At 53.4% G+C, this 24,441-nt stretch carries 23 protein-coding genes; 13 read left to right on the forward strand and 10 right to left on the reverse strand.

What is annotated here, in order from left to right:
* Window positions 1-45 precede the first annotated feature (45 nt).
* The 4 genes from ACYP03_RS22160 (at window position 46) to ACYP03_RS22175 (ending at window position 3,401) form a co-directional block, all read left to right on the forward strand.
* Window positions 46-1,092, forward strand: coding sequence for a DUF3549 family protein (locus ACYP03_RS22160; protein ID WP_459782126.1), 1,047 nt, complete (start codon window positions 46-48; stop codon window positions 1,090-1,092).
* A 34-nt stretch (window positions 1,093-1,126) separates the two neighbouring features.
* On the forward strand, window positions 1,127-1,429 hold the full coding sequence (locus ACYP03_RS22165; RefSeq protein WP_248144131.1) for a DUF3301 domain-containing protein: 303 nt from the start codon (window positions 1,127-1,129) through the stop codon (window positions 1,427-1,429).
* A gap of 1,422 nt (window positions 1,430-2,851) precedes the next feature.
* Window positions 2,852-3,082 (forward strand): DUF2789 domain-containing protein, encoded by a 231-nt coding sequence (locus ACYP03_RS22170; protein ID WP_248144130.1) that lies wholly within the window; start codon window positions 2,852-2,854, stop codon window positions 3,080-3,082.
* Window positions 3,083-3,110: 28 nt separating this feature from the next.
* Window positions 3,111-3,401 (forward strand): hypothetical protein, encoded by a 291-nt coding sequence (locus ACYP03_RS22175; RefSeq protein ID WP_459782127.1) that lies wholly within the window; start codon window positions 3,111-3,113, stop codon window positions 3,399-3,401.
* A 62-nt stretch (window positions 3,402-3,463) separates the two neighbouring features.
* Here ACYP03_RS22175 and ACYP03_RS22180 read toward each other — a convergent pair whose 3' ends face one another.
* Together ACYP03_RS22180 and syd are read right to left on the reverse strand one after the other, a co-directional pair.
* Window positions 3,464-4,234: a Zn-ribbon-containing protein gene (locus tag ACYP03_RS22180; protein ID WP_330961776.1), complete on the reverse strand. Its 771-nt coding sequence runs from the start codon at window positions 4,232-4,234 to the stop codon at window positions 3,464-3,466.
* 3 nt (window positions 4,235-4,237) lie between these two features.
* Complete coding sequence (gene syd, locus ACYP03_RS22185) at window positions 4,238-4,792, reverse strand: SecY-interacting protein (RefSeq protein WP_330961777.1); 555 nt, start codon at window positions 4,790-4,792, stop codon at window positions 4,238-4,240.
* Window positions 4,793-4,859: 67 nt separating this feature from the next.
* On the opposite strand from syd, the gene queF reads away from it, so the two are divergent.
* From queF to xni, 5 genes are all read left to right on the forward strand, one after another.
* Window positions 4,860-5,705 carry an NADPH-dependent 7-cyano-7-deazaguanine reductase QueF gene (queF, locus tag ACYP03_RS22190; protein ID WP_459782128.1) on the forward strand — a complete coding sequence of 282 codons (846 nt, stop codon included), beginning with the start codon at window positions 4,860-4,862 and terminating at the stop codon, window positions 5,703-5,705.
* 108 nt (window positions 5,706-5,813) lie between these two features.
* On the forward strand, window positions 5,814-8,078 hold the full coding sequence (locus ACYP03_RS22195; RefSeq protein WP_459782129.1) for a tetratricopeptide repeat-containing diguanylate cyclase: 2,265 nt from the start codon (window positions 5,814-5,816) through the stop codon (window positions 8,076-8,078).
* 197 nt (window positions 8,079-8,275) lie between these two features.
* Window positions 8,276-9,832 carry a GGDEF domain-containing protein gene (locus ACYP03_RS22200; RefSeq protein WP_459782130.1) on the forward strand — a complete coding sequence of 519 codons (1,557 nt, stop codon included), beginning with the start codon at window positions 8,276-8,278 and terminating at the stop codon, window positions 9,830-9,832.
* 278 nt (window positions 9,833-10,110) lie between these two features.
* Window positions 10,111-11,484, forward strand: a complete 1,374-nt coding sequence (gene ppnN / locus ACYP03_RS22205) for a nucleotide 5'-monophosphate nucleosidase PpnN (RefSeq protein ID WP_248144120.1) — start codon at window positions 10,111-10,113, stop codon at window positions 11,482-11,484.
* 55 nt (window positions 11,485-11,539) lie between these two features.
* Window positions 11,540-12,313 carry a flap endonuclease Xni gene (gene xni, locus ACYP03_RS22210; protein ID WP_459782131.1) on the forward strand — a complete coding sequence of 258 codons (774 nt, stop codon included), beginning with the start codon at window positions 11,540-11,542 and terminating at the stop codon, window positions 12,311-12,313.
* Between the two features lie 25 nt (window positions 12,314-12,338).
* Here the strand turns inward: xni and rlmM are convergent, their stop codons facing one another.
* The 4 genes from rlmM to ACYP03_RS22230 form a co-directional block, all read right to left on the reverse strand.
* On the reverse strand, window positions 12,339-13,421 hold the full coding sequence (gene rlmM, locus ACYP03_RS22215) for a 23S rRNA (cytidine(2498)-2'-O)-methyltransferase RlmM (protein ID WP_459782132.1): 1,083 nt from the start codon (window positions 13,419-13,421) through the stop codon (window positions 12,339-12,341).
* Window positions 13,422-13,430: 9 nt separating this feature from the next.
* Window positions 13,431-13,805, reverse strand: a complete 375-nt coding sequence (locus ACYP03_RS22220; protein WP_248144117.1) for a DUF423 domain-containing protein — start codon at window positions 13,803-13,805, stop codon at window positions 13,431-13,433.
* Between the two features lie 19 nt (window positions 13,806-13,824).
* On the reverse strand, window positions 13,825-14,493 hold the full coding sequence (locus ACYP03_RS22225; protein ID WP_459782133.1) for an alpha/beta fold hydrolase: 669 nt from the start codon (window positions 14,491-14,493) through the stop codon (window positions 13,825-13,827).
* Window positions 14,494-14,699: 206 nt separating this feature from the next.
* Window positions 14,700-15,641, reverse strand: coding sequence for a transcriptional regulator GcvA (locus tag ACYP03_RS22230; RefSeq protein WP_459782134.1), 942 nt, complete (start codon window positions 15,639-15,641; stop codon window positions 14,700-14,702).
* Window positions 15,642-16,022: 381 nt separating this feature from the next.
* Here ACYP03_RS22230 and csdA point away from each other — a divergent pair, with 381 nt between their 5' ends.
* Window positions 16,023-17,240, forward strand: a complete 1,218-nt coding sequence (csdA, locus tag ACYP03_RS22235; protein ID WP_459782135.1) for a cysteine desulfurase CsdA — start codon at window positions 16,023-16,025, stop codon at window positions 17,238-17,240.
* Between the two features lie 15 nt (window positions 17,241-17,255).
* Window positions 17,256-17,693 carry a cysteine desulfurase sulfur acceptor subunit CsdE gene (gene csdE / locus ACYP03_RS22240; protein WP_459782136.1) on the forward strand — a complete coding sequence of 146 codons (438 nt, stop codon included), beginning with the start codon at window positions 17,256-17,258 and terminating at the stop codon, window positions 17,691-17,693.
* An 11-nt stretch (window positions 17,694-17,704) separates the two neighbouring features.
* Here the strand turns inward: csdE and tcdA are convergent, their stop codons facing one another.
* Window positions 17,705-18,517, reverse strand: a complete 813-nt coding sequence (tcdA, locus tag ACYP03_RS22245) for a tRNA cyclic N6-threonylcarbamoyladenosine(37) synthase TcdA (protein WP_459782137.1) — start codon at window positions 18,515-18,517, stop codon at window positions 17,705-17,707.
* A gap of 52 nt (window positions 18,518-18,569) precedes the next feature.
* Window positions 18,570-19,766, reverse strand: a complete 1,197-nt coding sequence (gene mltA / locus ACYP03_RS22250) for a murein transglycosylase A (RefSeq protein ID WP_248144216.1) — start codon at window positions 19,764-19,766, stop codon at window positions 18,570-18,572.
* 331 nt (window positions 19,767-20,097) lie between these two features.
* Between mltA and ACYP03_RS22255 the strand changes: the two genes are divergently transcribed.
* Window positions 20,098-20,325 (forward strand): hypothetical protein, encoded by a 228-nt coding sequence (locus ACYP03_RS22255; RefSeq protein WP_248144110.1) that lies wholly within the window; start codon window positions 20,098-20,100, stop codon window positions 20,323-20,325.
* 28 nt (window positions 20,326-20,353) lie between these two features.
* Here the strand turns inward: ACYP03_RS22255 and ACYP03_RS22260 are convergent, their stop codons facing one another.
* The gene (locus ACYP03_RS22260; RefSeq protein ID WP_459782138.1) at window positions 20,354-20,752 is read right to left on the reverse strand and encodes a DUF2850 domain-containing protein; all 399 of its coding nucleotides are present in this window, start codon (window positions 20,750-20,752) and stop codon (window positions 20,354-20,356) included.
* A gap of 211 nt (window positions 20,753-20,963) precedes the next feature.
* Here ACYP03_RS22260 and argA point away from each other — a divergent pair, with 211 nt between their 5' ends.
* Complete coding sequence (gene argA / locus ACYP03_RS22265) at window positions 20,964-22,289, forward strand: amino-acid N-acetyltransferase (protein ID WP_459782139.1); 1,326 nt, start codon at window positions 20,964-20,966, stop codon at window positions 22,287-22,289.
* A gap of 36 nt (window positions 22,290-22,325) precedes the next feature.
* On the opposite strand, the gene recD is transcribed toward argA, so the two are convergent.
* The gene (gene recD / locus ACYP03_RS22270) at window positions 22,326-24,428 is read right to left on the reverse strand and encodes an exodeoxyribonuclease V subunit alpha (RefSeq protein WP_459782151.1); all 2,103 of its coding nucleotides are present in this window, start codon (window positions 24,426-24,428) and stop codon (window positions 22,326-22,328) included.
* Between the last annotated feature and the right edge of the window lie 13 nt (window positions 24,429-24,441).

Here is a 24,441-nt window from a genome sequence, read left to right on the forward strand (position 1 = left end):
TATAATGCGCCACCATATGCGTTAAAAACCGAGGAGCTCGATTGCATGTCCATGGATAAATTTCACACCCTGACCCAGTTGCTGGATAACGCTGGCTGCCAGTATAAGATTTATGATCTTGGCCGCCGGGTCAGCGAGATCGAGCGGGAGACATTCAAAGCAGTCGAGGATAACCGCCAGCCGTATCCATGGCCGCTGCAACAGCACGCCCACCTGTCGATTTCCTTCTGGCAACAGAATAACCCGCCGTGGATCTGGTTTCTGAAACTGCCGCTTGATGAGCGCGGGCTTTTGAAACAAGCCGCTGTCGGCGACTTCATTAAATACGTCATCGAAGCGATGGGTGCGACCCTGAACGCGGTGCCGACAGAAGAAGAGCAGGAAAAACTGGCGGCAAACCCTTATACCTTCAAACCGAAAGACGACAAGATGGCGATTTTCCATGCCCATCTGCGACAACAACTGTCTCTGCCGGCCAGCCAGTACTACGAGCACGCGCAGCTCTACCTGAGCGGCAAGCTGGCCTGGGATCAATGGCAGGGTGTGGGTTTGCAGGGGCTGGCTGATGTCTGCGCCCGGATGAAACAGGAAAACAACGCAACCTGGTTACGCAAAGCCATTCATCATCTGCCGATGACGCCGCTGTACGCGCTGCTGGGCTGTCTGGAACACTGTGATTTGCCACCCGCACTGACTGAACGGCTGATTGAGCGGATGACGCTGGAGCTTTCGTCTGAAGAAGCCGATATTTTTCTGCTGACGGCACTGGTTCGCGCCCTGTCCGGTGCCGAATCCGGAAGGCTGCATGAAACGGTCAGGAAGCTGCTGAACCAGCCTGAACTGTGCCACCCGGAGATGATGGTCGCTATTTCGGGCCGGTGCTGGAAAGGACTGGCTGATACAGAGACTGCCGGATTGTACCTGCTGCGTCTGGCACAGACGCAGGACCAAACGTTGTTTAACCAGCTGTTTGCCGATCTGGTGATGCTGCCGGCTCTGCGGGGAATCATGCTGCAGGTCCTGCACAGCGAGGCTAATCCTGAACTGACTGAAGCGATCACCCGCTTACAGCAAGCCGCACGCGGCCAGTAAGCCGTCACTTACAAAAAAAGGAATAGAACCAAGGATGGAGAATTTACTCATTATACTGGCGCTGGCCTTCGCGGGTTACCTGTTCTGGCAGCAACGCCGGCAAAGTGAACTGGCGCAGCAGTTTATTCACCAGCGCTGCCAGCAGCTCGGTTTACAGCTGCTGAGTGTTGCCCGGGGAGCACACCGCCTGAAAGACGATGCCGGCAACTGGACCTGGCAGACGCTTTACCTGTTCGAGTTTTCCGCGGATGGTGCCGATGCCTATCAGGGTTGTGCAACCTTCCGGGGAATGAGACCTGTACAGTTTTACGTCCCGCCGCATCATATGCCGGGTTGAAGTGCGAATTCTGACTGGCGACCAAATAAAACGGGCGCAACTTTCGTTGCGCCCTTAGGTCTTACTTGCAGCATTCCCGCTACTGAGTGGCTCCCTGCCTCAATCCATCGATGCGCCGGAATCCGTCGGCGATATTCCATTTGGCGTTCTTCCTGAACGTGTCCGTTGATCTCCTGATCCGTTACTTCATCCTGAAATAACTCTCTTCGACCGTCCTGGCGGTGTCCTTGCTTTCGTTCTGAAAGTGTCCTGTCTCATCCTGAGCAGCCCCATCCTGGTGACTGCAACCGGCATCCTGCCATGTCCTGAACTGTCCTTAGCGCAAGAGCTGTCCTCGCCCTCACTATCTTCCCTAACCGACCCTGCTCCCTGGCCGTTATCCTGTTCCAAAATGTCAAATCCTTCGACACTTCTAAGACTACGACAAATCGAAGGCGAACACAGTATGGCGAAACGACGAAAAAAAGGCACCATCATCATCGAATTAAAAGCAACGACTTAAGCAATTGTATTAAAGGACAATTTATATAGAGTGTGCGTAGATTGACTGCCCCTTAAACTCAGATTTCTCACGCTTTTGTGAGAGATCTCTTACAGAGAGACGAGCAAAAACAGAAGAAACATAAGGCACCGGCTTTCATACTCAAAGATGAGAATACCATTTTCCTGAGAAACAGATTCTCACTGCAAGACAATGAGGCTATATGGATGGAGCTCTATGGTTTGGTTCAGACAATAGAAAGGCTGGTTTTCATGCGGTTGGACGCGGCTGGCGGGGCACCAATAAAAGAATGGGCGCAACTTGCGCTGCGCCCTTAGGTCTTACCTGTAGCATCCTACTACAACGGTGCTCCCTGCATCATTCCTTTGTATGCTGAATCCTTCAGCGCTTCCCTTATTGAACTTCGTCCTGAAGTGTTCCTTGGTCTCCTGACCCGTTAATCCGTCCTGAATTAACTCTCAACAGCCTTCCTGGCGGTGTCCATCGCTTCTGCCCTGAAGCATCATCCTTGTGTCATCCTGACGGCAAACATCCCGTTTGCACTGATTGCGTCCTGCAACCTCCGAATCTTCCCTGTCAGTTTTCTTCCTGAAAACCTGTCTCATCCTGAGACCGCCGATTCCGTGGCGCCATTTCCTGTTCCGTGTCAGTTCCTTCCGACAGGGTTAAGATTACGCGATATCCGATTCAGAACAAGCAACTGTCTGATGGCAATCTTTACAATGACACAAATATCAAAAACGAAAAATAAATATAACCACTTGAAAATAAACAACTTCAATACAGAGTTAAAGTCATCGTCTGTCAACTGATTTCAATTTCTCCTACACATTTGTAAGCGATCTCTCACAAAGGGCTCAGACGAAATGCCGATTATTCCCCACTATACTTAAGGCAAACACGACTAGGGGAATGTCACCATGGAAACTTTCAGCCACGATTTACCCAGCCTCTTCAACCAGTTAGGCTTAAATTCATCCAAAGAGTCCATCGAAAGCTTTATCCGGGATCATCATTTGCAGCAGAACGAAACCATCACCCAGGCTGATTTCTGGCAGCCCTCCCAGCGCCGGTTTCTGAACGAATCGATCGCAGAAGATGCCGATTGGTGCGAAGTGATTGATCAGTTGGATACATTGCTACGAAAATAAGCCAACGATCCCTCAATTTCAGGAAGAAATGATGTCCTCAGCAGTCACTGAAGCATTAGAAAGCGCCATTCAATCTCTGATGGCCGAAGGTAAAGAACCAAGCGTTGCACTGGTGAAGGCACGCCTGCGCGAACCGCTGCCAATGCCCGTCATCATTCAGGCAATCAAAAGCTGGAAACAGCACGCCAAAGTACCGAAGATTACCGAAACACCAGCAGCAACAGCCAGCGACAGCGAACGCATTGCTCAGCTTGAAGCACAGGTGGCCAGCCTGACCTCACGCCTCGCCGCGCTGGAAACGGCGATTCAGGCCAAATAAATCAGTCTTACCTGACCCGGCTGAAAAAACGCCCGCTCTTCTTCGGAGCGGGCGTCTCTTTGTTACTGGTAATCCCAGGAAAGGTTTGAGACCAGACGGCAAGGGTCGCATTTAAAATGGAAAATCCCGTGAATCGGTTCCTCTAGGCGCCAAGGCTGTCCGCATTTCGGACAAGGCCGGTTTGCTTCTTCTGCCAGACTGACACCCCCGACTCTGTACTGGTAATAATACGTCGGCACCTTGGTCAGGTGTTCAATCCGACCCCGCAAATCCCAGCCGCGCCGGAATAAATCACTGTCCGCATCGCGAATTTCATGCAAGGCTGCATGTTCGGCCTGACAGCCACCGGCCATCTGAATTTCATCACAGGCCTGCCATTCGGTCTGCCATTTCACCACTGCCTTGTGATCGCCGTTAAAGGTTGCCGGGATCCGGTATAAGGGAATCGGCAGTAAAGAATCTCCGCTGCGCAAGGGCGAACAGGTGTGCACATAAGTGGTATACAGCACCTGCCAGCCGGGCGAATCTTCGGCGGTTGCTTCAGAGTTGATATCCCGGCCCAGAACTTTGATTTTCGGGGCCAGCAGACCGGCCTGAGAGAGCCGGTTCATTGAGGCCTTCACCTGAGGACTGTGGAACTGACTGTGCAGGCTTTGTTTTTCCGGACAGACAGCCCGTACTTTAAAGACCGCTTCATCCATGACCACAGGAAACTCACGGCCCAGGACCTGACCGTTGTACCTCAGCGCATCCATCAAACCATTGATCGCCTGCTCAACGGCAGAAATCGTCGTGTTATCAAAGCATTCAAACTGCAATTCGATGACATACATGGTTTAACTTACCCTGACCACAGGTTCCAGCTGGCGAAGAAAACTGGCCACATCTTCCGCCAGAACCTCACGCTCCGACTGACCCAGAGTTTCCAGAATGACATTCCCCGTCAGATTGCAGATGGCAATGACCTGATGCTCAGAGGCCATCACCCCGATAAAAACGGTCGGTTTCAGTTTCAGACGACGCTGGGTCACCAGATGGCCCAGAATATTTTCCTGTAACCGCTGATGGTCCGATTCGCTGAACGCCTGCAGCAAATCCAGTTCCAGGTCCCGAAAGCGGGCCGCCATGTCACCACTGAAATAGCTGCCGTAAAACGCCTGAATGTCGGCGTGCAGACGGAGTTCAATCCCCTGTTCAACTGCGGCCAAATCACCTGCCGGCTCTCGGACCACCGGCTGCCAGAACACCGTATCGCCACTGTCACGAACCACACAGGGCGATGCCAGGCCAATCAGATCGCTGCTGCATGGCTGGCTGGCCTGATCATCAGACCAGGCTTTCATAAAACGGGAAGAAAAATCGGCCAATGCGGCCGTAACCGGATGATTCATTCGCAACCTCAAGCAAGATTCAGTAAACTTTGCCTATTGTAATCCAAGTGTGTGTGTCCAGGACAATATGAGCAAATACAAAGACGCGAAAGAACTAGCCGGTTTAACTCTTGGCCAAAAAAGTGAATACAAAGATCAGTATGATCCTTCCCTGCTGCAGGCAGTGCCACGCAAACTGAACCGCGATGACTTGGCGCTTGGTGATGAATTGCCCTTTACCGGGTATGACATCTGGACCCTGTACGAACTGTCCTGGCTGAACAGTAAAGGACTGCCGCAGGTTGCAATCGGTGAAGTGCGTCTGCCCGCCGGCAGCCCGAACCTGATTGAATCCAAATCTTTCAAGCTGTATCTGAACAGCCTGAACAACACGCGTATCGAAAGCTGGCAGGAAGTTGCTGATATGCTGCAGAAAGATTTGTCTGCCTGTGCCGGTTCTGACGTCGATGTGACGATCCAGCCACTGAGTGATTTCACCGCGCAGCCGATTGTCGATTTCAGCGGCACCTGCATTGATGATCAGGACATTGAAATTGATAGTTTCGACTTTAACCCGGGCCTGCTGGCAAATGCCGCTGAAGGCGACGTTGTCGAAGAAATCCTGCACAGCCATCTGCTGAAATCCAACTGTCTGATCACCAGCCAGCCGGACTGGGGCAGCGTACGGATTTCGTACAAAGGGAAACAGATCAACCGGGAAAAGCTGCTGCGTTATCTGGTGTCTTTCCGCAACCACAATGAGTTCCATGAACAATGTGTCGAGCGTATCTTCACGGACCTGCTTCACTTCTGCCAGCCTGAGTTACTGACGGTTTACGCACGATATACCCGTCGTGGAGGTCTGGATATCAACCCTTACCGAACCAATCAGGGCAAAACACCAAGCGACAATGATCGCCTGGCCCGACAGTAGTTCTGAGTTCAACTTGTCTTGCAAGTCCGGCAAATCACTCTAGTTTGCTGGACTTGAGGACCTGAGCCAGTAATATGAGGGCCGTGTTTCCTGATGGATAAGTGCTCTATGAACTGTCGTGACTGGCTCTTCAGCATTCTGTTCTGCTTTCTGACTGCCCTGCCCGTGCAGGCAAAAATCTATGCCACCCCGATTCTGGCCGATGCAGACCTGCTGCTGGAAACCAGCCCAGAAAAAGCGCTGGAAATTACCAACCGCTACCTGAGCCAGCGTCAGATGAGCATCCCTGTCGACAGTTCGCGCGTACATGTAAGCGAAGAAACCGACCATTCTATCCGCACCCCTCTCAGTACTATTAATGCGCTCCAGATTAAAGCCAGAGCATTGTCCCTGCTGAACCGGCAACCCGAAGCCATTCAGATCATCCGGGAAGCTGAGGCACTGGCTATCAGCAACGAATTCAGCTACACCCTGCTGGAAACTCAGCTGATCCATGCCGACATTCTCTGGCAGGGACTCGGCGATGCCACCTCTACGAGCGACCTGCTGAACAAAACGGACCAGGCGATTGCTGGTGATGAAAAGCTCCAGCGCAGTGAGCAGGTGAAAGTCCTGCAGTACCATCTGCTGATGCTTCGCGCAGATATTGAATCCACGCTGGGCGATGAACGCAAAGCCGAAAAAATGTTTACCCGCGCCAAGCGTGATCTGTCTGAACTGAATGAGCCCAAAGAAGAAATCAACTTCCTGCTGAGCCACGGCCGTCATTATCTGAGGCATCAGCATTATGATCTGGCGCTGGACCGTCTGCTCAGTGGTTACTGGCTGGCTCAGGAACAGGAAGACCACGGCAAAGTGGCCGTGGCCAACCTGGAACTGGGAACGCTCTATGAAGAGCGGAAAGTCTTCGACAAAGCGCTGGAACACGCTACTCAGGCGGGAGAATTTTTTGAGCACTTTAACCGAACGATTCCGCTGGCCAGAACTCTGGCACTGATCGCCAGTATCTATGAGCAGCAAAGCCGCTACAATTTGGCGCTGGTGCACTATTTCAATGCACTGGATCAGGAAAATCAGCTGCGCCTGCAGCCTCGTTCAGCCCGTCTGCGCCTGAGTATCGCCCGGGTCTATCTGAAACTGTATAACTACCCCAAAACCGAACAATACCTCCATCATGCCCGGCAACTGGCTCAGGAAAGCGATGATGAGATCACCCTGATTCAGTCTCAGTTACTCCAGGGGCAGCTTGAACTGGCTGAGGAAAGAACGCCGCAGGCAATTTCGACCATCCAGTCGGCTCTGCTTGCTGCCAGCCGCCTGCAGAAACCTCAGCCCGCACTGCAAATGATGGGGGAAGCCAGCCTGTCTGCAGCCTTTGAAAAACAAAAAGACTATTACAATGCTCTGCTCAGCCAGCGCCGCTATGAGCAGCTGCAAGCCTCCATGCAGGAAAATCAGGTCAAAAGTAATGTCGAAGTGTTTCGTCAGCAGCAGCGGATTATGGCGCGCTCGCTGAAACTCGAAGAACTCGAGCGGCAACAGTTTGAACAGGAAAAGGCGCTGTATCAGCAGAAAAACCTGACTACCGTCTTACTGATCGGCTTATTGCTTTCCCTGCTGCTGCTCTGGTATCGCAATCGTTCCGCACATCAGTGGCGTCGCCGCCTCAAGCTGTTACGTGATGAATTCTACACGCACCCGCGCAGCGGTCTGCGCAATCTGCGAATGCTCAATGCAAGACTGTCGAACTCATTGCAGCAAAGCAGCGCCCATTTTGAACAATGGCATCTGGGCGAAATCATCAATGAGCCCCTGAGTGACCGGCTCCGCTTTGCGCTGTTTGAAGTACCGCTACTCAAACATGTCTATTTGCAGCATGGCTATCAGCAGGGACTGGCACTGGAACGCGAGTTCGGTGACTACCTGAATGCCCAGATTTGCGAACCCGCACGCCTGTACCATTTCTCTGATGCCATGTTTTTATATATTGAGCCGAATTCGCGACTGGAAAGTGCGCCCAAACAGCTGGCCGATTCCATTCAGCAACTGGTCGATCATTTCATGGCTGAAAAACAGCTCGACAGCCGGGTTCGCATCGGCATGGCGGAATATCCGTTTCTGCCCCGCGCCTATACGGCCATCAATGACCAGGAGCTGATTGATATTCTGCTGATGGCCACCCAGGCCGCCCGTCAAATCAGTAAAGCCGAGTCGGGCAGCCAGTGGGTGCATCTGAGTGCCATCGATGCCGCACCTGCCGCCAGCTTTGCCGGAGACAATATTCGTCATGCCTGCATTCAGGGAATGGATAAGGGACTGGTCAAAGTTCAGACATCTTCCCAGCAGGAATATGACTGGAGCAAACACCTCTGAAGAAAAAACACTCGGTATTACTGCTATTTAGGTCTACTAAGATCACGAAAATGTATAAAAAACACGCGAGCGTTTGTGTCCGGGAAAACAAGCCGTTAATAATGTTCAACCCGGCAGGAATTTTTTGCTAACATCCGGTATCGCTCTGTGAGTTGTACTGAGCGAAGGAAGTTCAGATAAGGTAATCATTAGTCAACGTGGCAACGAATGTTGACGCAGCTTCTGAAGTGAGTAAGTTGAAGCTGCGCTTGGATCAGGCTCAATTGTCATATCGCGATGCGTCGTTAAAGTCACGTCGTGAGATCGTCATTTTAAAGCGTCTGATTGCCCGTATGGCTGTCGCCTGCCGAGGACTGGATGTCGACCTGGACAAGCGTCTGGAAACATTGCGCCGGGATCTGGAGCAGAACAAAGACATCAGTAAAATTGTGCCGCATCTGGCACAGGTGGAACGCCTTTTGCTGCGGCAAACGCCAACCCATACAACCATGGAACGGCTGGCGGGCCTGATACAGCAAAGTTCCGAGAGTCTGAAACGCATTCCTGCCCTGCCGGTTCAGCTCAAACGCGACCTTCATGATTTACTCTCCCAGTCACCCGCTTCACTGAACCACAGCCACCAGCAAATTACTCAACTGTTCGGCCTGTACGACCGTGCTCTGAAGCTCCTGACCGTTCCGGTCAGTGTCGAGCGGGAGTCGCTCACCAAAGACAGTGACCTGCACCGGAAGCTCTGTCATGAGCTGCAGCAAATCATTACTGAGCTGGATGCGGAAGGGGAATCTGGTGAGCAGCTCCTGACCATCCGTCATCAGTTGCTCAAAGGCGTGACCACCCTTTCCCTGGTTGAACTCTGCCTGGAAGTACTCCGCCTGGCACTGGATGCATTTGTCAGTGAAAGACGCCATGCGCAGAAGTTTCTGGATGTGATCAGCGGCGATCTGGCTGCGCTGGAACAGACCACCCGCCAGGCTGTTGAACAAGGGTTAGCACTGTACAATCACCGCTCGGAACTGACTTCTGAGCTGGGACAACTGTCCGATCGCTTCCATCAGGCTCTGGCCCAGCACAGCAATCTGGAAAACTGGCGCAGTGCCGCGCAGGATTTGGATCAGTCTTTCAGACATCTGGTTGAGCGCCAGCGTGCCCTGGAAAACCGCGAACAATCCTTACTGGAGCAGCTGCACTATCATCAGAGCCGTGCAGAACAACTCTATCAGCAGACACAGGATCAGCACCGACAGATTGAAGATCTGCAGCGACGGATATTTCAGGACCCGCTGACCCGGGTCTACAACCGGGCCGCCTTCCAGGATCGTCTGGAACATGAATACCGTCGGTGGATTCGCTATCAGCATCCGCTCTGCCTGGCCGTGGTCAATCTGGACCACTTCAGCGAACTGAATGACAACTATGGTTTCCAGGCCGGTGATAAAGTCCTCAGAATCATTGCCCGGACACTGCGCCAGCAGTTAAGGGACACCGACTTTATCGCCCGGGTCAGCAACGATGAATTCATGCTGATCCTGCCGGAAATGACAGAAACGGAAAGGCATCGCCGCTTATCGAACATTCGCGAAAGCATCTTCCAGTTACCCTTCCGTTTTCGCGAAAAAAATGTTTCGGTCACGGCATCTATGGGGGCCACCCTGTTTGATGACAACGACACGCCGAGCAGCGTGATCGAACGCAGCCAGAAAGCGCTGAGCAGTGCCAAAAATGCTGGCCGGAATCACCTGATCTGGATTGCTTAACAGCTGATTTTAAACTCAATAACGCAGCATTTCGCATCTAACCCACTGCTGTACAAACGCTTTTTTTTTCAGACTTCCTCTAGTCAAACTCTGGATGCCTGTGTATGTTGAATAATACGGGCAGGGAAAAATGTCCGATATTTCTCTCCGTGAAGCGACCATTGTCCGCACGCGGAAAGACAAATACCAGGTGAGAGCTGCTGCCCGACGTAGTTTGCTCTGACTGGTATGAGGTACAGGCGCTCAAATGGCCTGTATTTATCTCCAGGGAGGTAAACATGATTACACATATCAGTCCGGTTGGGGCAATGACACTGCTATCGCAACTGGAAGTCGAAAGGCTGAAAGCGACCGCAGCCAGCGATCTCTATCGCCTGTACCGCAACTGTTCGCTGGCTGTCCTGAACTCAGGGAGCCACAGCGATGATTCCAGTGCCCTGCTGGAAAGACACAAATCCTTTGACATTAACGTCCTCCGAAGAGAGCGCGGCATCAAACTCGAACTGAAAGATCCGCCAGAGCATGCTTTCGTCGATGGCAAGATCATTCGCGGTATTCAGGAACACCTGTTTGCCGTCTTGAGGGATATCATTTACGTCAACGTACACGTTCAACAACGCAATGATCTGAATCTGACCAGTGCGCCGCATATTACGAATTTTATCTTCAGTATCCTGCGTAACGCCCAGACGGTCCGGTCACGTGAAGATCCCAGTATTATCGTTTGCTGGGGCGGCCACTCCATTAATCCTGAAGAGTACCAGTACACCCGGGATGTCGGCCATCAGCTAGGGCTGCGTGAAATGAATATCTGCACCGGCTGCGGCCCCGGCGCCATGGAGGGTCCGATGAAAGGTGCCGCGATCGGCCATGCCCAGCAACGTTACGGCAAAAGCCGTTTTATCGGCCTGACGGAACCTTCAATCATTGCAGCCGAACCGCCAAACCCGATTGTGAACGAACTGGTCATTATGCCGGATATCGAAAAACGTCTGGAAGCTTTTGTCCGGGTTGGCCATGGGATTGTCATCTTTCCTGGTGGTGCCGGGACCGCCGAAGAGCTTCTCTATATCATCGGGATCCTGATGCACCCCGATAATCAGGATCAACCATTGCCAGTGGTGCTGACCGGGCCGAAGAGCAGCGAACTCTATTTCAGAACGCTCGACAACTTTATCCGCGATACGCTGGGAGAAGAAGCAGCCAAACTATATCAAATCGTGATTGATGATCCGGCGCAGGTGGCCCGTATCATGAAAGCAGCAATGCCGCTGACCAAGGAACACCGCCAGGAAACCGGCGATGCGTACTGTTATAACTGGTCACTGAAAATTCCGCCGGAATTTCAGCTACCGTTTGAGCCGACACATGAAGCCATGGGAAGTCTGGATCTGCAACTTAACCAGCGTCCGGAACAACTGGCAGCGAATCTGCGCCGAGCCTTTTCCGGGATTGTGGCGGGAAATGTCAAAGAAGAAGGGATCCGGGAAATCGAGCGCAAAGGACCCTTTTTAATCAACGGCGACCCGTCGCTGATGAAACGTATGGACAAACTGCTGAAAAGTTTCGTCGCCCAGCAACGTATGAAACTGCCCGGCAGCGAGTACATTCCCTGTTATCGCATCCTCACCCACCCCGACATGGTGAAATAATTTGCCATGCAACGTAGAATACAGGGCCAGTTGGCCCTGTTTTTTATTGAATATTATGTCTATACATCTTGTCGTCATTGATGCCCTCAACCTGATCCGCCGTGTTCACGCCGCCCAACCCGGCGAGCCGGACATCGCAAGCACCAGTAAAGTCTGCTGCCAGGCACTGAGTAAAATTATTGCTGTCAGTCAGCCGACCCACATTGTGGCGGTATTTGACCACCATGGTGACGACAGAGGCTGGCGTGCCGAATTGCTGCCCGGCTACAAAGAAGGCCGCAAACCGATGCCGGCTGAGCTTCAGACGGGTATGGCGCAGATTCAGGATGATTTTATGGCACTTGGCGTCGACTCATTGCTGTCCGACGGCGATGAAGCCGACGATCTGATTGCGACGCTGGCGCTGAAAGTCGCCGATCACGGCGGCCAGGTGACGATCGTATCCACCGATAAGGGCTACTGCCAGCTGTTGCGCCCAACCGTAATGATCCGGGATTACTTCCAGCAACGCTGGCTCGACAGCCCGTTCATTGAAAAAGAATTTGGCGTGCGTCCGGAGCAACTGCCGGATTACTGGGGACTGGCCGGGATCAGCTCCAGTAAAATCCCGGGCGTTCCGGGCATCGGGCCGAAAGCAGCCTGTGAACTGCTACAACAGTATCCGGATCTGGAAAGCATTCTAACGGCAGCGGATCTGCCGGAGAAATGGCGTAAGAAAATTGAACCTGCTCAGGACAGTGCCAGAGCAAGCAAAGCCGTTGCACGGCTGAAAACCGACTTGCAGCTGGGCTTTAATTTACAGGATATCCGATATCAGACGGCGGGCTGAGTGCCCGCCATCCGTAACGCAGGTTTTAGTGCGGACTGCGGTTGTCCAGCGCCTGAATATGGACCGTAATTTCTTCGCGGTCGTGATACAGATGCTTCGCCTGCAGGCGGAATTTCAAACCATTCTGAATCAGAAAGACCTTCAGGTTTTCAATATCCTGCAGCACCTCATCATAACGACCTTTCATCGGCAGCTTCAGGTTGAAGATCGTTTCTTTGGCCCAGCCTTTGATCAGCCACTGCCCCATCAGGTGCGCCACCCGGGCAGGTTTCTCAACCATATCGCACACCAGCCAGGTGACATTCTTGCGTGGCGGCTCAAACTTAAATCCGTCGGCCATATGATGTTTCACCTGACCGGTATCCATCAGGCTCTGTGCCATCTGTCCGTTGTCCACCGCGTGAACAAACATGGATCGTTTGACCAGCTGATAAGTCCAGCCTCCAGGACAGGCGCCCAGATCGACACCCCACATGCCGGAGGCCAGACGTTCATCCCACTCCTCACGCGGAATGAAGACATGAAAGGCTTCTTCCAGCTTCAGCGTTGAACGGCTGGGTGCATCTGCCGGGAATTTCAGCCGCGGGATCCCCATAAAGAACTGCGAGTTGTTGTTACTGTAGGAGTACCCCAGGAAACAACAGCCCGGTTCGGTAAAGCACAAATGCAGTACCGGTTTCTTCGGATTGTCTTTCACATACAACGTGCCCTGCCTACGCAGTGCCTGACGCAGCGGCACCGTGAACTTGCGGCAGAATTTCAGCAGTTCTTTGGCTTCGTTGGTGTCCGGTGTTTCAACCCGCAGATCACCGCAACGTGGCAATGTTTCGGCAACCGCCAGAATCGGACTGATCCGATCGTCGGCCGGCAAATCTTCCAGACGCGTCGTGACGACCAGCATCTGACGGGCAAAAATCAGCTGTGAAAATGGCTGTAGCTGCGCAAACTTATCGGCATCACCCGGCTGATAAAACTCAAACAGCACATAACCGCTATTTTTCTTTGCGCGCGGAAAGCCAAACAGCTCAAGTGCATTGGCTTTATCCTGCACTTCACCGGCACATTCATTTTCAAAGCCCTGACGGCAGTACAACAGAACCTGATTCACCACGAGTCCTCATTTAGAACGCCAGGCCGCCACCGCCAGTGACAGCCAGGCAAGAATAAAACACAGTCCCCCCAGTGGTGTTACGGGACCAAACCACTTCACGCCTGTCAGCACCAGCAAATAGAGGCTGCCACTGAACAGGCAAATCCCCACCGCGAACAACAGGGCCGCGTATGATAGCGCTTTTGCAGAAAAATTGCGTGCCCAAATCCCGCACCCGAACAGCGCAAGGCTATGCCAGAGCTGGTAATCCACACCCGTCTTAAAAACGTCCAGTAAATACGGGCTCAGTTGTGCCTTCAGGCCATGGGCAGCAAAAGCCCCCAGACCCACACCGATGGCTCCGCTGACAGCGGCAAACAGAATCATGCTGCGGCTTTGCATTCAATCTATCCTTTTGTTTTTAAATACGGGACACGCACTGCCGAATAAAATCCGCCAGTGATTCGACAGCCAGCTGCCGATTTCCGGCTTCTGTGTGTCCGGATGCCTTGCGTGGTTTCAGGCTGTGATCGCCATCTGGCAGAAATGAAAGGGTGACCGTTTCAGCATAGGTCCAGCCTTCCACCTCGCTGCGCGTGCCGAAGGTATCGCGCTCTCCCTGCAGGATCAGGGTTGGCACTTCAATGGTTTTCAGGTGCTCGCCCCGGAAATTTTCCGGTTTGCCCGGCGGATGAAACGGAAAGCCCAGACAGGCCACGCCCAGCACTTTCTCCCGGCAATTTGCGGCATCCAGAGCTTCATCGGCCACTTCAGTCACCATCAGGCTGGCCATCCGGCCTCCCATGGATTTGCCGCCAATCACCAGCGGCCCTTCCTCTGCAAAGTGTTCGATATGGCGCTGAAAATCAGCCAGCAGCTTCGGCTGCCGGTCCGGCGGACGTTTCTTGCCGTCTTCACGACGCTTCACCATATAGGGAAAATCAAAACGCACCACACGAATGCCTTTTTCGGCCAGCCCTTCGGCAATCGCCGTCATAAATTCATGATCCATGCCCGCCCCCGCACCGTGTGCGAACAAAAAGGTGGTATCGAACTGGCCGTTTTCCGGTGTATTGATCAGGTATGACACTGATTTTTCCCTTCATTTCTTCGATTGTCAGACAGGGTCAGTATTACCGACCCGTGGCGAATTTCAATCTTTAATCGTTCAGACCAAACTCAGAACGATTTCTGGGAGAAAAACAGGGCGTGGCAGGACAGACCCGGATGTTTCCGGGCTCTGTTTTGACCATCTGCAGACCGCGGATGACAGCCTGCAGCATTATCAGAGGCGAATCAGGAAAGGGCTTCTTCGACCGGAACCTCTGGCTGCGGCAGCGGCCCTTCTTCCTGTTCTTTGCGCGCCTTCTCCAGCACCCAGTCACGGAAAATCTGGATCCGGCCGGTTTCTGCCTGTTTCTCCTGACAGACCAGATAGAAGGCATTTTTGCTCATCAATGCTTCATCAAACGGACACACCAGACGTCCGGCTTCCAGCTCAGGCTGAGCCAGAACATTGTTCGCCAGCGCGATCCCCTGACTGTGGATAGCGGCCTGCAGTACCATGGTCGAGTGACTGAAAATCGGCCCCTGATTTACATTGGTGCCCGGGATCTCAAACTCACGAACATAGTTCTTCCACTCTTTCCGGGAACTGTCATGCAACAGTGTGTGAAACTGCAAATCCGCCAGTGTATTCAGTGCTTTCAGCCCACTGAGCAGCATCGGGGAACACACGGGGACCAGAAACTCCTGATACAGTTTGTCGCAGCGCAAACCCGGCCAGTTCCCCCGTCCATAATAAATCGCCACATCCACATCATCGGTCAGCGAGCCTTCATCCAGGTCGACGGCTTTAATCCGGACATCAACATCCGGGTGCAGCTGGTTAAAATCGCTTAAGCGGGGCACCAGCCACTGGATCGCAAAACTGGGAGATAAACTAATGGTCAGCGCACCTTTTGAACCGCGTTCCAAAACTTTATCTGTCGCATCTGATATCGCACTGAAGATGTCTTTCAAGTCGAGAAAATAACTCTGCCCTTCCTCCGTCAGCAATAAAGAACGGTTCCGGCGACGAAACAGTTTCAGGCCCAGAAATTCCTCCAGCGCCTTAATTTGGTGGCTGACCGCCGCCTGTGTCACAAACAATTCTTCCGCAGCGCGCGTGAAACTCAGGTGACGGGCTGCTGCCTCAAATACCTTGAGCGAATTCAGAGGGGGAAGTCTTCTCGACATAATGTCCTGCCATACTGGTTGCATTAGTTTTTTTTATCCAGTCCATTATAAATTGTCGATTGTTCTAGTACCACAGAAACCCTAAGATTGGCGCCGCAATCTCAAGGGTAAATGCTGTAATTTGTGTTAATCCCAAATTGATTCCCGGCGTCTGTTTCCTGGAGATTGCATGTTGTGTTTGCATATTGCCCGGTTCCTGTCGGGCAGGTAGCCTTCGAGCTACCGATTTACTTCCTGTTTTTTTTGACCTGTCTGTCAAAACTTTTTGATGGCACTGCGCCCCAACGCGGTGCTTTTTTTTATTCAATCTTTTCTCGTCCCCTTGCCTCTGTGGTCAATAATGAGGATGATCCCTGCACTAGGCTATCAACGAGTTTCACCATGACCGTCCAATTCGACATTCAGGCTATCCGTGCTCAGTTTCCGGCACTGAACCAAGATTCCGATCATCCCATTGTTTACCTGGACAGCGCTGCCACCGCGCAGAAGCCTCTGGCGATGATTCAGACACTGGATGATTACTATCGTCATCAGAACGCGAACGTTCACCGTGGCAGCCACCAGCTGACCGCCAGCCTGACACAGCGTTTTGAACAGGCCCGGGACACCGTACAGGCTTTTCTTCACGCCAGAGACCGAAAGGAAATTGTCTGGACCCGTGGTGCAACAGAAGCGTTGAATCTGATTGCCCAGACGTGGGCACGCAGCACGTTGCAGCCGGGCGATGAGATTCTGGTCAGCGAACTCGAACACCACGCCAATATTGTGCCCTGGCAGATCGTCGCCGAACAGACCGGGGCAACCGTGGTGAAAATTCCGATGAAGCCGGACTGCACGCTGGATATGGCTGCGTTTCATGAGCTGCTGTCGGCAAAAACCCGTATTGTTGCCGTTGCCCATATCACCAATGTAACCGGCACTCGTAACCCGATCGAAACCATGATCAAAGCCGCCCATGCGCATGGTGCCGTCGTGGTGGTCGATGGTGCGCAGGGCATCGTGCATGAAGCCGTAGATGTTCAGGCGCTGGATGCCGACTTTTATGTTTTTTCCGGTCATAAGTTATTTGGTCCGTCCGGCATCGGGGTTCTGTATGGCAAACAGGCCTTACTGGAAGCCATGCCGCCATGGCATGGCGGCGGCAAGATGGTCGAGAAAGTCTCCTTCGAGGGCACCCGGTTCACCGGACTGCCGGGAAAATTTGAAGCCGGTACCCCGAATATTTCCGGCGTGATCGCACTGGCCGAGACCATTCACTGGCTGAACCGTATTGACCGTGAAGGTGCCGAGCAGCACGTTCACGCCCTCCGCCAGCAGGCGCTTGAAGGAATACGGGATATTGAAGAACTAAGGGTGATTGGCCTGCAGCCTGATGCCAGCCTGTTCTCTTTCGTCGTCGATGGTGTTCACCATCAGGACATCGCAACCTTGCTGGATCAACAGAATATTACGCTGCGTGCCGGCAACCATTGTGCCCATCCGATGCTGGATGCGCTCGGACTGACCGGGACTCTGCGTGTCTCCTTTGCGCTTTATAATACCGAAGACGATGTTGCCCGTTTTGTTGCGGCGCTGCACAAAGCCTGTGACCTGCTGTAAATAAAGAGAGTTCTCATGACAACCGTTCCTTTTCCTTCCCACCCGTTTGGTACCGCCATCTTAACCGACGACATTGTTGCCAGGATGGCCAACGCCGGTGGCTGGGAAGACAGATACCGTCAGGTGATTCAGCTGGGAAAACAGCTCCCCGCCCTGCCGGATACGCTCAAAGAAGACGAAGTGAAAGTCAGTGGCTGTGAGAGCCAGGTGTGGTTAGTGAAGCGCTGTGAAAACGGCCGGTACCACTTTGCGGCAGATTCTGATGCCCGAATCGTGAAAGGACTGATCTGCCTGGTGCTGGCAGCCTATGAAGGAAAAAGCGCTGAGCAAATCCTGGGGTTTGATATTGATGCTTACTTTGAGCAACTGGGTCTGCTGGCTCATTTAAGCCCGTCACGCAGTAACGGGCTGAAGGCCATTGTGGAAGAAATCCGGATGTTCGTCAGTCGCTGAACTCAACTCAGTCAGGACTGGCTGTGTTTTTCGATCAGCTTTTGCAGAATGCGGGACACAGCAACAAATCCAAAGGTCGCCGTCACCATGGTGGCGGCACCAAAACCGGTTGCACAGTCCATCCGTTTCGGCCCCTCCGCAGTCGCTTTCGCTTCACAGACACTGCCGTCGGCCTGAGGATATTTCAGTTGCTCAGTAGAAAAGACACAGTCGATGCCAAACTTGCGTGCCGGATTTTTACTGAAGTTGTAAAAACGACGCAGCATATTCCTGATTTTCGCTGCCAGCGGATCCTGAATCGTTTTTGCCAGATCCGCAATCTGAATCTGCGTCGGGTCAATCTGACCACCCGCACCGCCCGTGGTAATCACTTTGATTTTATAACGCTTACAGTACGCCAGCAGTGCCGCTTTCGGCTTCACGCTGTCAATCGCATCCAGTACATAATCAAAATGAGCGCCAATATACTCCGGAATATTCTCCGGGGTAATAAAGTCATCAATCAGATTGACCTTACAGTCCGGATTAATCAGAGCGATCCGTTCAGCCATCACTTCAATTTTGCTGCGGCCGACAGTCCCTGACATCGCGTGGATCTGACGGTTGATGTTGGTGACACACACATCATCCATATCGATCAGTGTCAGCTCACCGACCCCGGAGCGGGCCAGGGCTTCAGCTGCCCAGGAGCCAACTCCGCCAATACCGATCACACAGACATGGGCCGCTCTCAGGATCTCAACTTCCTGATGACCATACAGACGGCGGGTACCGCCAAAACGCTGGTTATAGTTGTCTGATGCTGGAGTCTCGAGTTGTTGCATAACGGCCTGTCAGTGTGTGGAGAATGAGCGCGTTTTTATACGCGCTCTCCTGTCAGTTGTCCAGTCCCGAACCGGTGACCACCGGCTGGCTCTGCACACTTTCTTCAAGGAAGGTAAAATGGGTATCTACCGGGCGGGCCACTGTCTTTTCACTGGCTTTCTGACGCTCTTCGGTCAGTGCCGCATCCGTCTCAGCTGTCAGTCCCAGTTTCCAGACCCGGCCAAAATGCTTGTAGTGCCCGGCATCAATCCCGGCCTGCTCACCCATCCCATGGTAGAGATCGAGGTGGTTGCGCTTTACTGCGCCGCCGGTATCCAGCGCCATCAGCAATGTCAGGACATGCTTGCCGTTCCAGTTTCCTTCCGCATCCAGCTGAGGCACTTCTGCAAGCAACACACTGCCCATCGGCAGGAATTCACGGTCAGCCGCGACCGAAGCCATCGGCAACAGCGGGATCCCGGCAGTTCCCAGCACATCCAGATCCTCGCGCGGACGGAAGAAGACATAGGACGGATTCTGTTCCAGCAACTCACGAACCGTGGCTTCATCCTGCTGCTCCACCCATTCAGCAATGGCCTTGAGCGACATTTTCTCCCGTGGCACTTCCCCGCGCTCGATCAGGATTTTACCAATACTCACATAAGGATGGCCGTTCTTACCGCCGTACGCAAAGTATTGCAGCTGGTCATTATCCTCAAAATGGACAAAGCCGCTGCCCTGCACTTCCATCATGAACACCGCCAGTTTTGAGGCCGCATAGCCCAACTCCAGCCCCTGTCCCTCCAGAGCGCCGTTATAGATATCGGCCCGGGTCGGACATTTTTCACCGCAAACCGGCATCGCATAGACCGGATATCTGAAGGTCTCGTCTTTTGCATGGCGTAATTCAATCACCGGTGAAAAATAACCGGTAAACATCACGTTGCCGTAACCGTCGCCGCCGCCCATTTGATCCGTCGTCAGACCATACTGAGTCAGCAACGCCGGATCACCGCTTTCTTCCGCCCAGTTTTTCACCTGCTGATAGAGGTTCTGATATCGCAGCATCATTGAGGGGGAGCGGGCCAGTACTTGTTCAGACTGCGCTTCAAAGCGGGTGTAATCCCTGGGTTTATCTGATGCAACGTGAGTGACCGGATTCAGTACTTGGCCAAACTCTCCATCCAGATACTGCTGACCGCGGTCAACAGGTCTGGCACAAGCCGCCAGCCCAAGCACACAAGATACAAGGGTCACTTTTCTAAACAGGGAAAATTGTTGAAACACAGAATTGCCTTCATGAAATTGACAGGTTAAAAAATTAACAGCGGCGCCACTCTCGGACCACTGATAAAACAGTTATCTTAAGACTTTTTATCATAACCAATGTCAAAGTCTTGTTTTGATTGTCACGAAAGATGAATAATAAGCACCCATTGTCATATAAGTGTCATATAAGATCGATTTAATAAAACCGTCATATAAACGACATCATTCTGTCAGGGAAACTATACTTCGTGCTTACTGGCATACCGCTCACTGGCAGACAATGCGATCACCTTTAGGCGCACAGGAACTTGATGTCACAGGAAGGACAGGCATGAACAAACAATTTAAAGTGGGTAAGGAAACCTTACTTGATCCGAACGCCGTAGAATACCAGTGGATACGCAATCTGGACAGCGACGGCAACTCAGCACAGCAAATCAATACGGTGATCCAGCGTTGTCTGGGCGGCAGCCCTCAGACAGCCGATACCATGCGAAAAGTAGCGCTGAATAAAATCCCGGTGCACCAGCTGTTTGCCAGACTCCGGGAAGAGGAATAACCAGGTTCCCGCCAGACCGGGAAGCCATTCAGGAATTGGTTTTTTGAAGCGCGCCCTGACGGGAAAAAGTTGAAACATAATGGGCAGGCTGCTGGCGAACGAACTTTCCTTCCTCGAAGGTGTACTTGTAAGTTTCGCCCCCCATACGGTAGCTTAACCGGCTGCCATCCCAGTCATAACGGGTACTGACCATGCGACCGGCGACGTACACCCCATCCTGGCGCAGTTCAAATTGATCCGCTGCGTAAGGTGCGACATCCTGCTCAACCCAAATCCCGAAAATACTGGGTTCCGGCGCCGGGGTGAACAGATCACCTTTTACTGCACCGACTGCAAGAAAACCACTGAGCGCCAGACCTGTGACCAATATGGTCAGCATGGTGGCACCCTGCCACTTGGTGTACTTATTGAATGCCATCAGCAGCATCGCCAATCATCCCTACGTGATTCAACTATACGCTTAGCTGGCGTCCGTCTGATGGGTCGAATAAGCACAGAATGTCAGAACGGGATCTTGACTCAAAAATTTGAGTCTGAACTCTAACTTATTGAACACTTTTCCTGCTTGCTGTGCAGCAGATAAACAGGCAACATGCTGGCATGTCCCCCCTGATTCATTTTTTGTAACGGAATACTCAGTGAAATTAAGAAGTACCGCACTGGTCAAAGGCTTTCGCCAGTCAGCCCCTTATGTCAATGCGCACCGAGGTAAAACGCTGGTGATCATGCTGGGCGGTGAAGCAATTGCTGATAAAAACTTCCGCAATATCGTCAATGACATCGCCCTGCTCAATTGTCTGGGCCTGCGCATTGTCCTGATTTACGGTGCCCGTCCCCAGATTTCGCATTTACTCGCGCTGCACGGCTATGAAACGCCTTACCACAAAGGGGTGCGGATCACTGATGAACGTTCACTGGAAATCGCTAAACAGGCGGCCGGACAGTTGCATCTGGATATTACCGCCCGCTTCTCCATGGGTCTGAACAATACACCGATGGCCGGCTCACAAATCAACGTGGTCAGCGGAAACTTTGTCATCGCGCAGCCTCTGGGGGTCGATGACGGCATTGACTACTGCCATAGCGGCCGGATCCGCCGCATCGATGTTGACGGTATCAAACGCCAGCTGGATCAGAACAGTATTGTCTTGCTGGGTCCGATTGCCAGCTCTGTGACCGGAGAATGTTTCAACCTGATGTCAGAGGAAGTTGCCACGCAGGTCGCCATCCGTCTGGAAGCAGACAAACTGATTGGCTTCTGTTCCCATCAGGGGGTTCGGGATGAACAGGGGGAAATCGTCTCCGAAATGCTGCCGGCGGAAGCAGAGGCAACACTGCAACGGCTGACCGAACAGAAGAAATCTGACTCCGGGACAGCCCGCTTCCTGCGCGGTGCCATGACCGCCTGCCGGGCCGGTGTGCCCCGCAGTCACCTCATCAGCTATAAAGACGATGGCGCGCTCATTCAGGAACTCTTCTCTTTCGACGGAATCGGCACACAGATTGTGATGGCCAGTGCCGAAAAAGTCCGGGGGGCTCACATCGACGATATCGGCGGTATTCTGGCTCTGATCCGGCCGCTGGAACAAGAAGGTATTCTGGTTCGCCGCTCCCGCGAACAGCTGGAGCAGGAAATCAAACAATTCACTGTGATTGAACGCGACGGCCTGATCATCGGATGCGCCGCCCTTTATTCCTTCATGGAAGAACAGATGGGTGAAATGGCCTGTGTGGCCGTGCATCCGGATTACCGGGACGGTGACCGGGGTGCGCTGCTGCTCAATCGCATTCGCCATCAGGCTCGCACGCAAGGGTTGAAGCAGCTCTTTGTCCTGACCACCCGAAGCCTGCACTGGTTCCGGGAGCAGGGCTTCGTGGAAATTGATGTGTCAGACCTGCCGATGGCAAAGCAGGCCCTCTATAACCTGCAACGTCGTTCGAAAATCCTGACGCTGGCGTTATAACTGCACCCGCCCGTCTCGCTGGCGGGTGCAAATGGCTTAACTGAGGTTCACTTCCAGACCACTGGCCCGCTGAATACAGCGCTGGATACTGCGCTGTAATACCTCAGGCCGGGCATAGAGATACAGTCGTTCCTTCGCCCGCGTGACCCCGGTATAAACCAGTTCCCGGGTCAAGATCGGACTGAACTCCGGCGGCAGAATCATCAGGGTATCGGCGAATTCTGAACCCTGAGATTTATGAATTGTCATCGCGTACACCAGCTCATGCTCCGGCAGACGGCTGGGCAGAAAGCTGCGGATACTGCCGTCCGGCATATCAAAATACACCCGAAGCGCCGGACGGCCGCGACCATCCAATCGCCCGTCCGGATCCGGCATGGCAATCCCAATGTCACCGTTATACAAACCGAGACCATGATCGTTACGGGTGATCATCACCGGACGACCGACATACCAAGTTTCATCCCCCGGCGTGATCAGCTTATCTTTCGCCAGCTGGCGTTCAATCCGGCTGTTGAGCCCCTTAACACCAAAGTCTCCTTCCCGCAGCGCACACAGCAGCCGGACACTGGCAAAATGCCGCAGCACCTCGGCGGGCGGTTTACCCTCGGCAATGGCTCTCAGATAGCGACAGTAAAAATTCGACATCGCCTGAATCAGCTGCTGGTAATGCTCAGCCCCGAGCGGGTACTGCCGGATATCACTGTATGCTTGCTGCCAGACCGCAGCCAGCCGGTCCGGCTGACCACTGTTAATAGCACTGGCCAGCTGGCCGATCCCCGACAATGCGTGGAAACGGTAACTTTTTTGCAGCACGCAGAGACAATCAGCAATCGGACTGAGTGAGTCCGACTGTCCGGCAGGCAGCACAAAGCCGGTCATCTCACTGAGCTGTTTTGCCTGCGGCACACTGTAGCCCTGACGGGCGAAAGCACAGATGTCTCCCAGCACCGCTCCGGCTTCCACGGAAGCCAGCTGATCTTTATCCCCCAGCAGAATCAGTTTGGCATGCGGCGGCAATGCTTCCAGCAAGCGAGCCATCATGGGCAAATCGACCATCGACGCTTCATCGACCACCAAGACATCCGCATGTAGTGGATTCCCTGCATGATGCCGAAAAGCAGTCCGCCCCGGAATTGCTCCGAGCAACCGGTGCAAGGTACTGGCCTGCGTCGGAATGGCGGCCTGCAACGCCGGAGCCACCGGCAGCGACTGGACCGCTTTACCAATCGATTCGGTCAGCCGGGCCGCAGCCTTACCGGTCGGTGCCACCAGTACAATATGGGGCACCCGGGCAGCATCGACAGACGCGGCAGCAGGTTGGTTTTGCATCACCAACGCCGCCAGCAGTTTCGCAACCGTCGTCGTTTTTCCGGTTCCGGGCCCACCGGAGATCACCGCAAATGGCCGGCTCAGGGCCGTTGCTGCCGCCACCTTTTGCCAGTTCAGACAGGCAGATGCAGGGATCAACCTATCCAGCGGTGTCAGGTCCGAAAAGCGCTGAGCCTGAACCAGTACAGCGTCAATCTCTTCCCAGTTCAGCGCGTCTGGCGTCACCACATCCAGTAGATCGCAGACCACGAAACGACGGCGCTCCGCACTGTCGTCACCGGACTGACGCAGCGCCGACAGTCCATCAAACAAATAGAAATAACTGCGGGCAAACAAGGTATCCAGCATCCCGGCCGATTGCGTGACAGTCTGACCGGTTTCAGGAAGACGAGCCGCGGACAACAGGCGACGGGCAACCGTCTGCTCGTCCTGCCAGTAGCGATGCAGATACAGGCGGTCGTCACAAAGCACCAGCGGCGTGGGCTGCAGACCATCCGAAATCGCTGCCGAGCCATTCAGGATCGCGGGCCAGCCAACTGGCAATCGCCAGGCATCCGGCAACAGCGACAATAAAGATTCCGCCACCTCTTTCGGTAACCCCAGTGGCTGACTCTGCTGAAACGACAGCGGGAGGCAGACATGCCCCCGGCCCAGCTCCTGGCTGACCCAGGCAGCTGCCAGCGCCAGTAAATCCCGGACCTGAGGGTCATCAAACCCGGCCACCGAATCGCAGACAAATTTGGCAAACTGGGTATCGAGCGACCGAAGCAAACCGGCACGCGCCAGCATATCCAGCTGTGCAATCATTGCCGATTGCCCG

Source organism: Photobacterium sp. R1 (assembly GCF_054600795.1).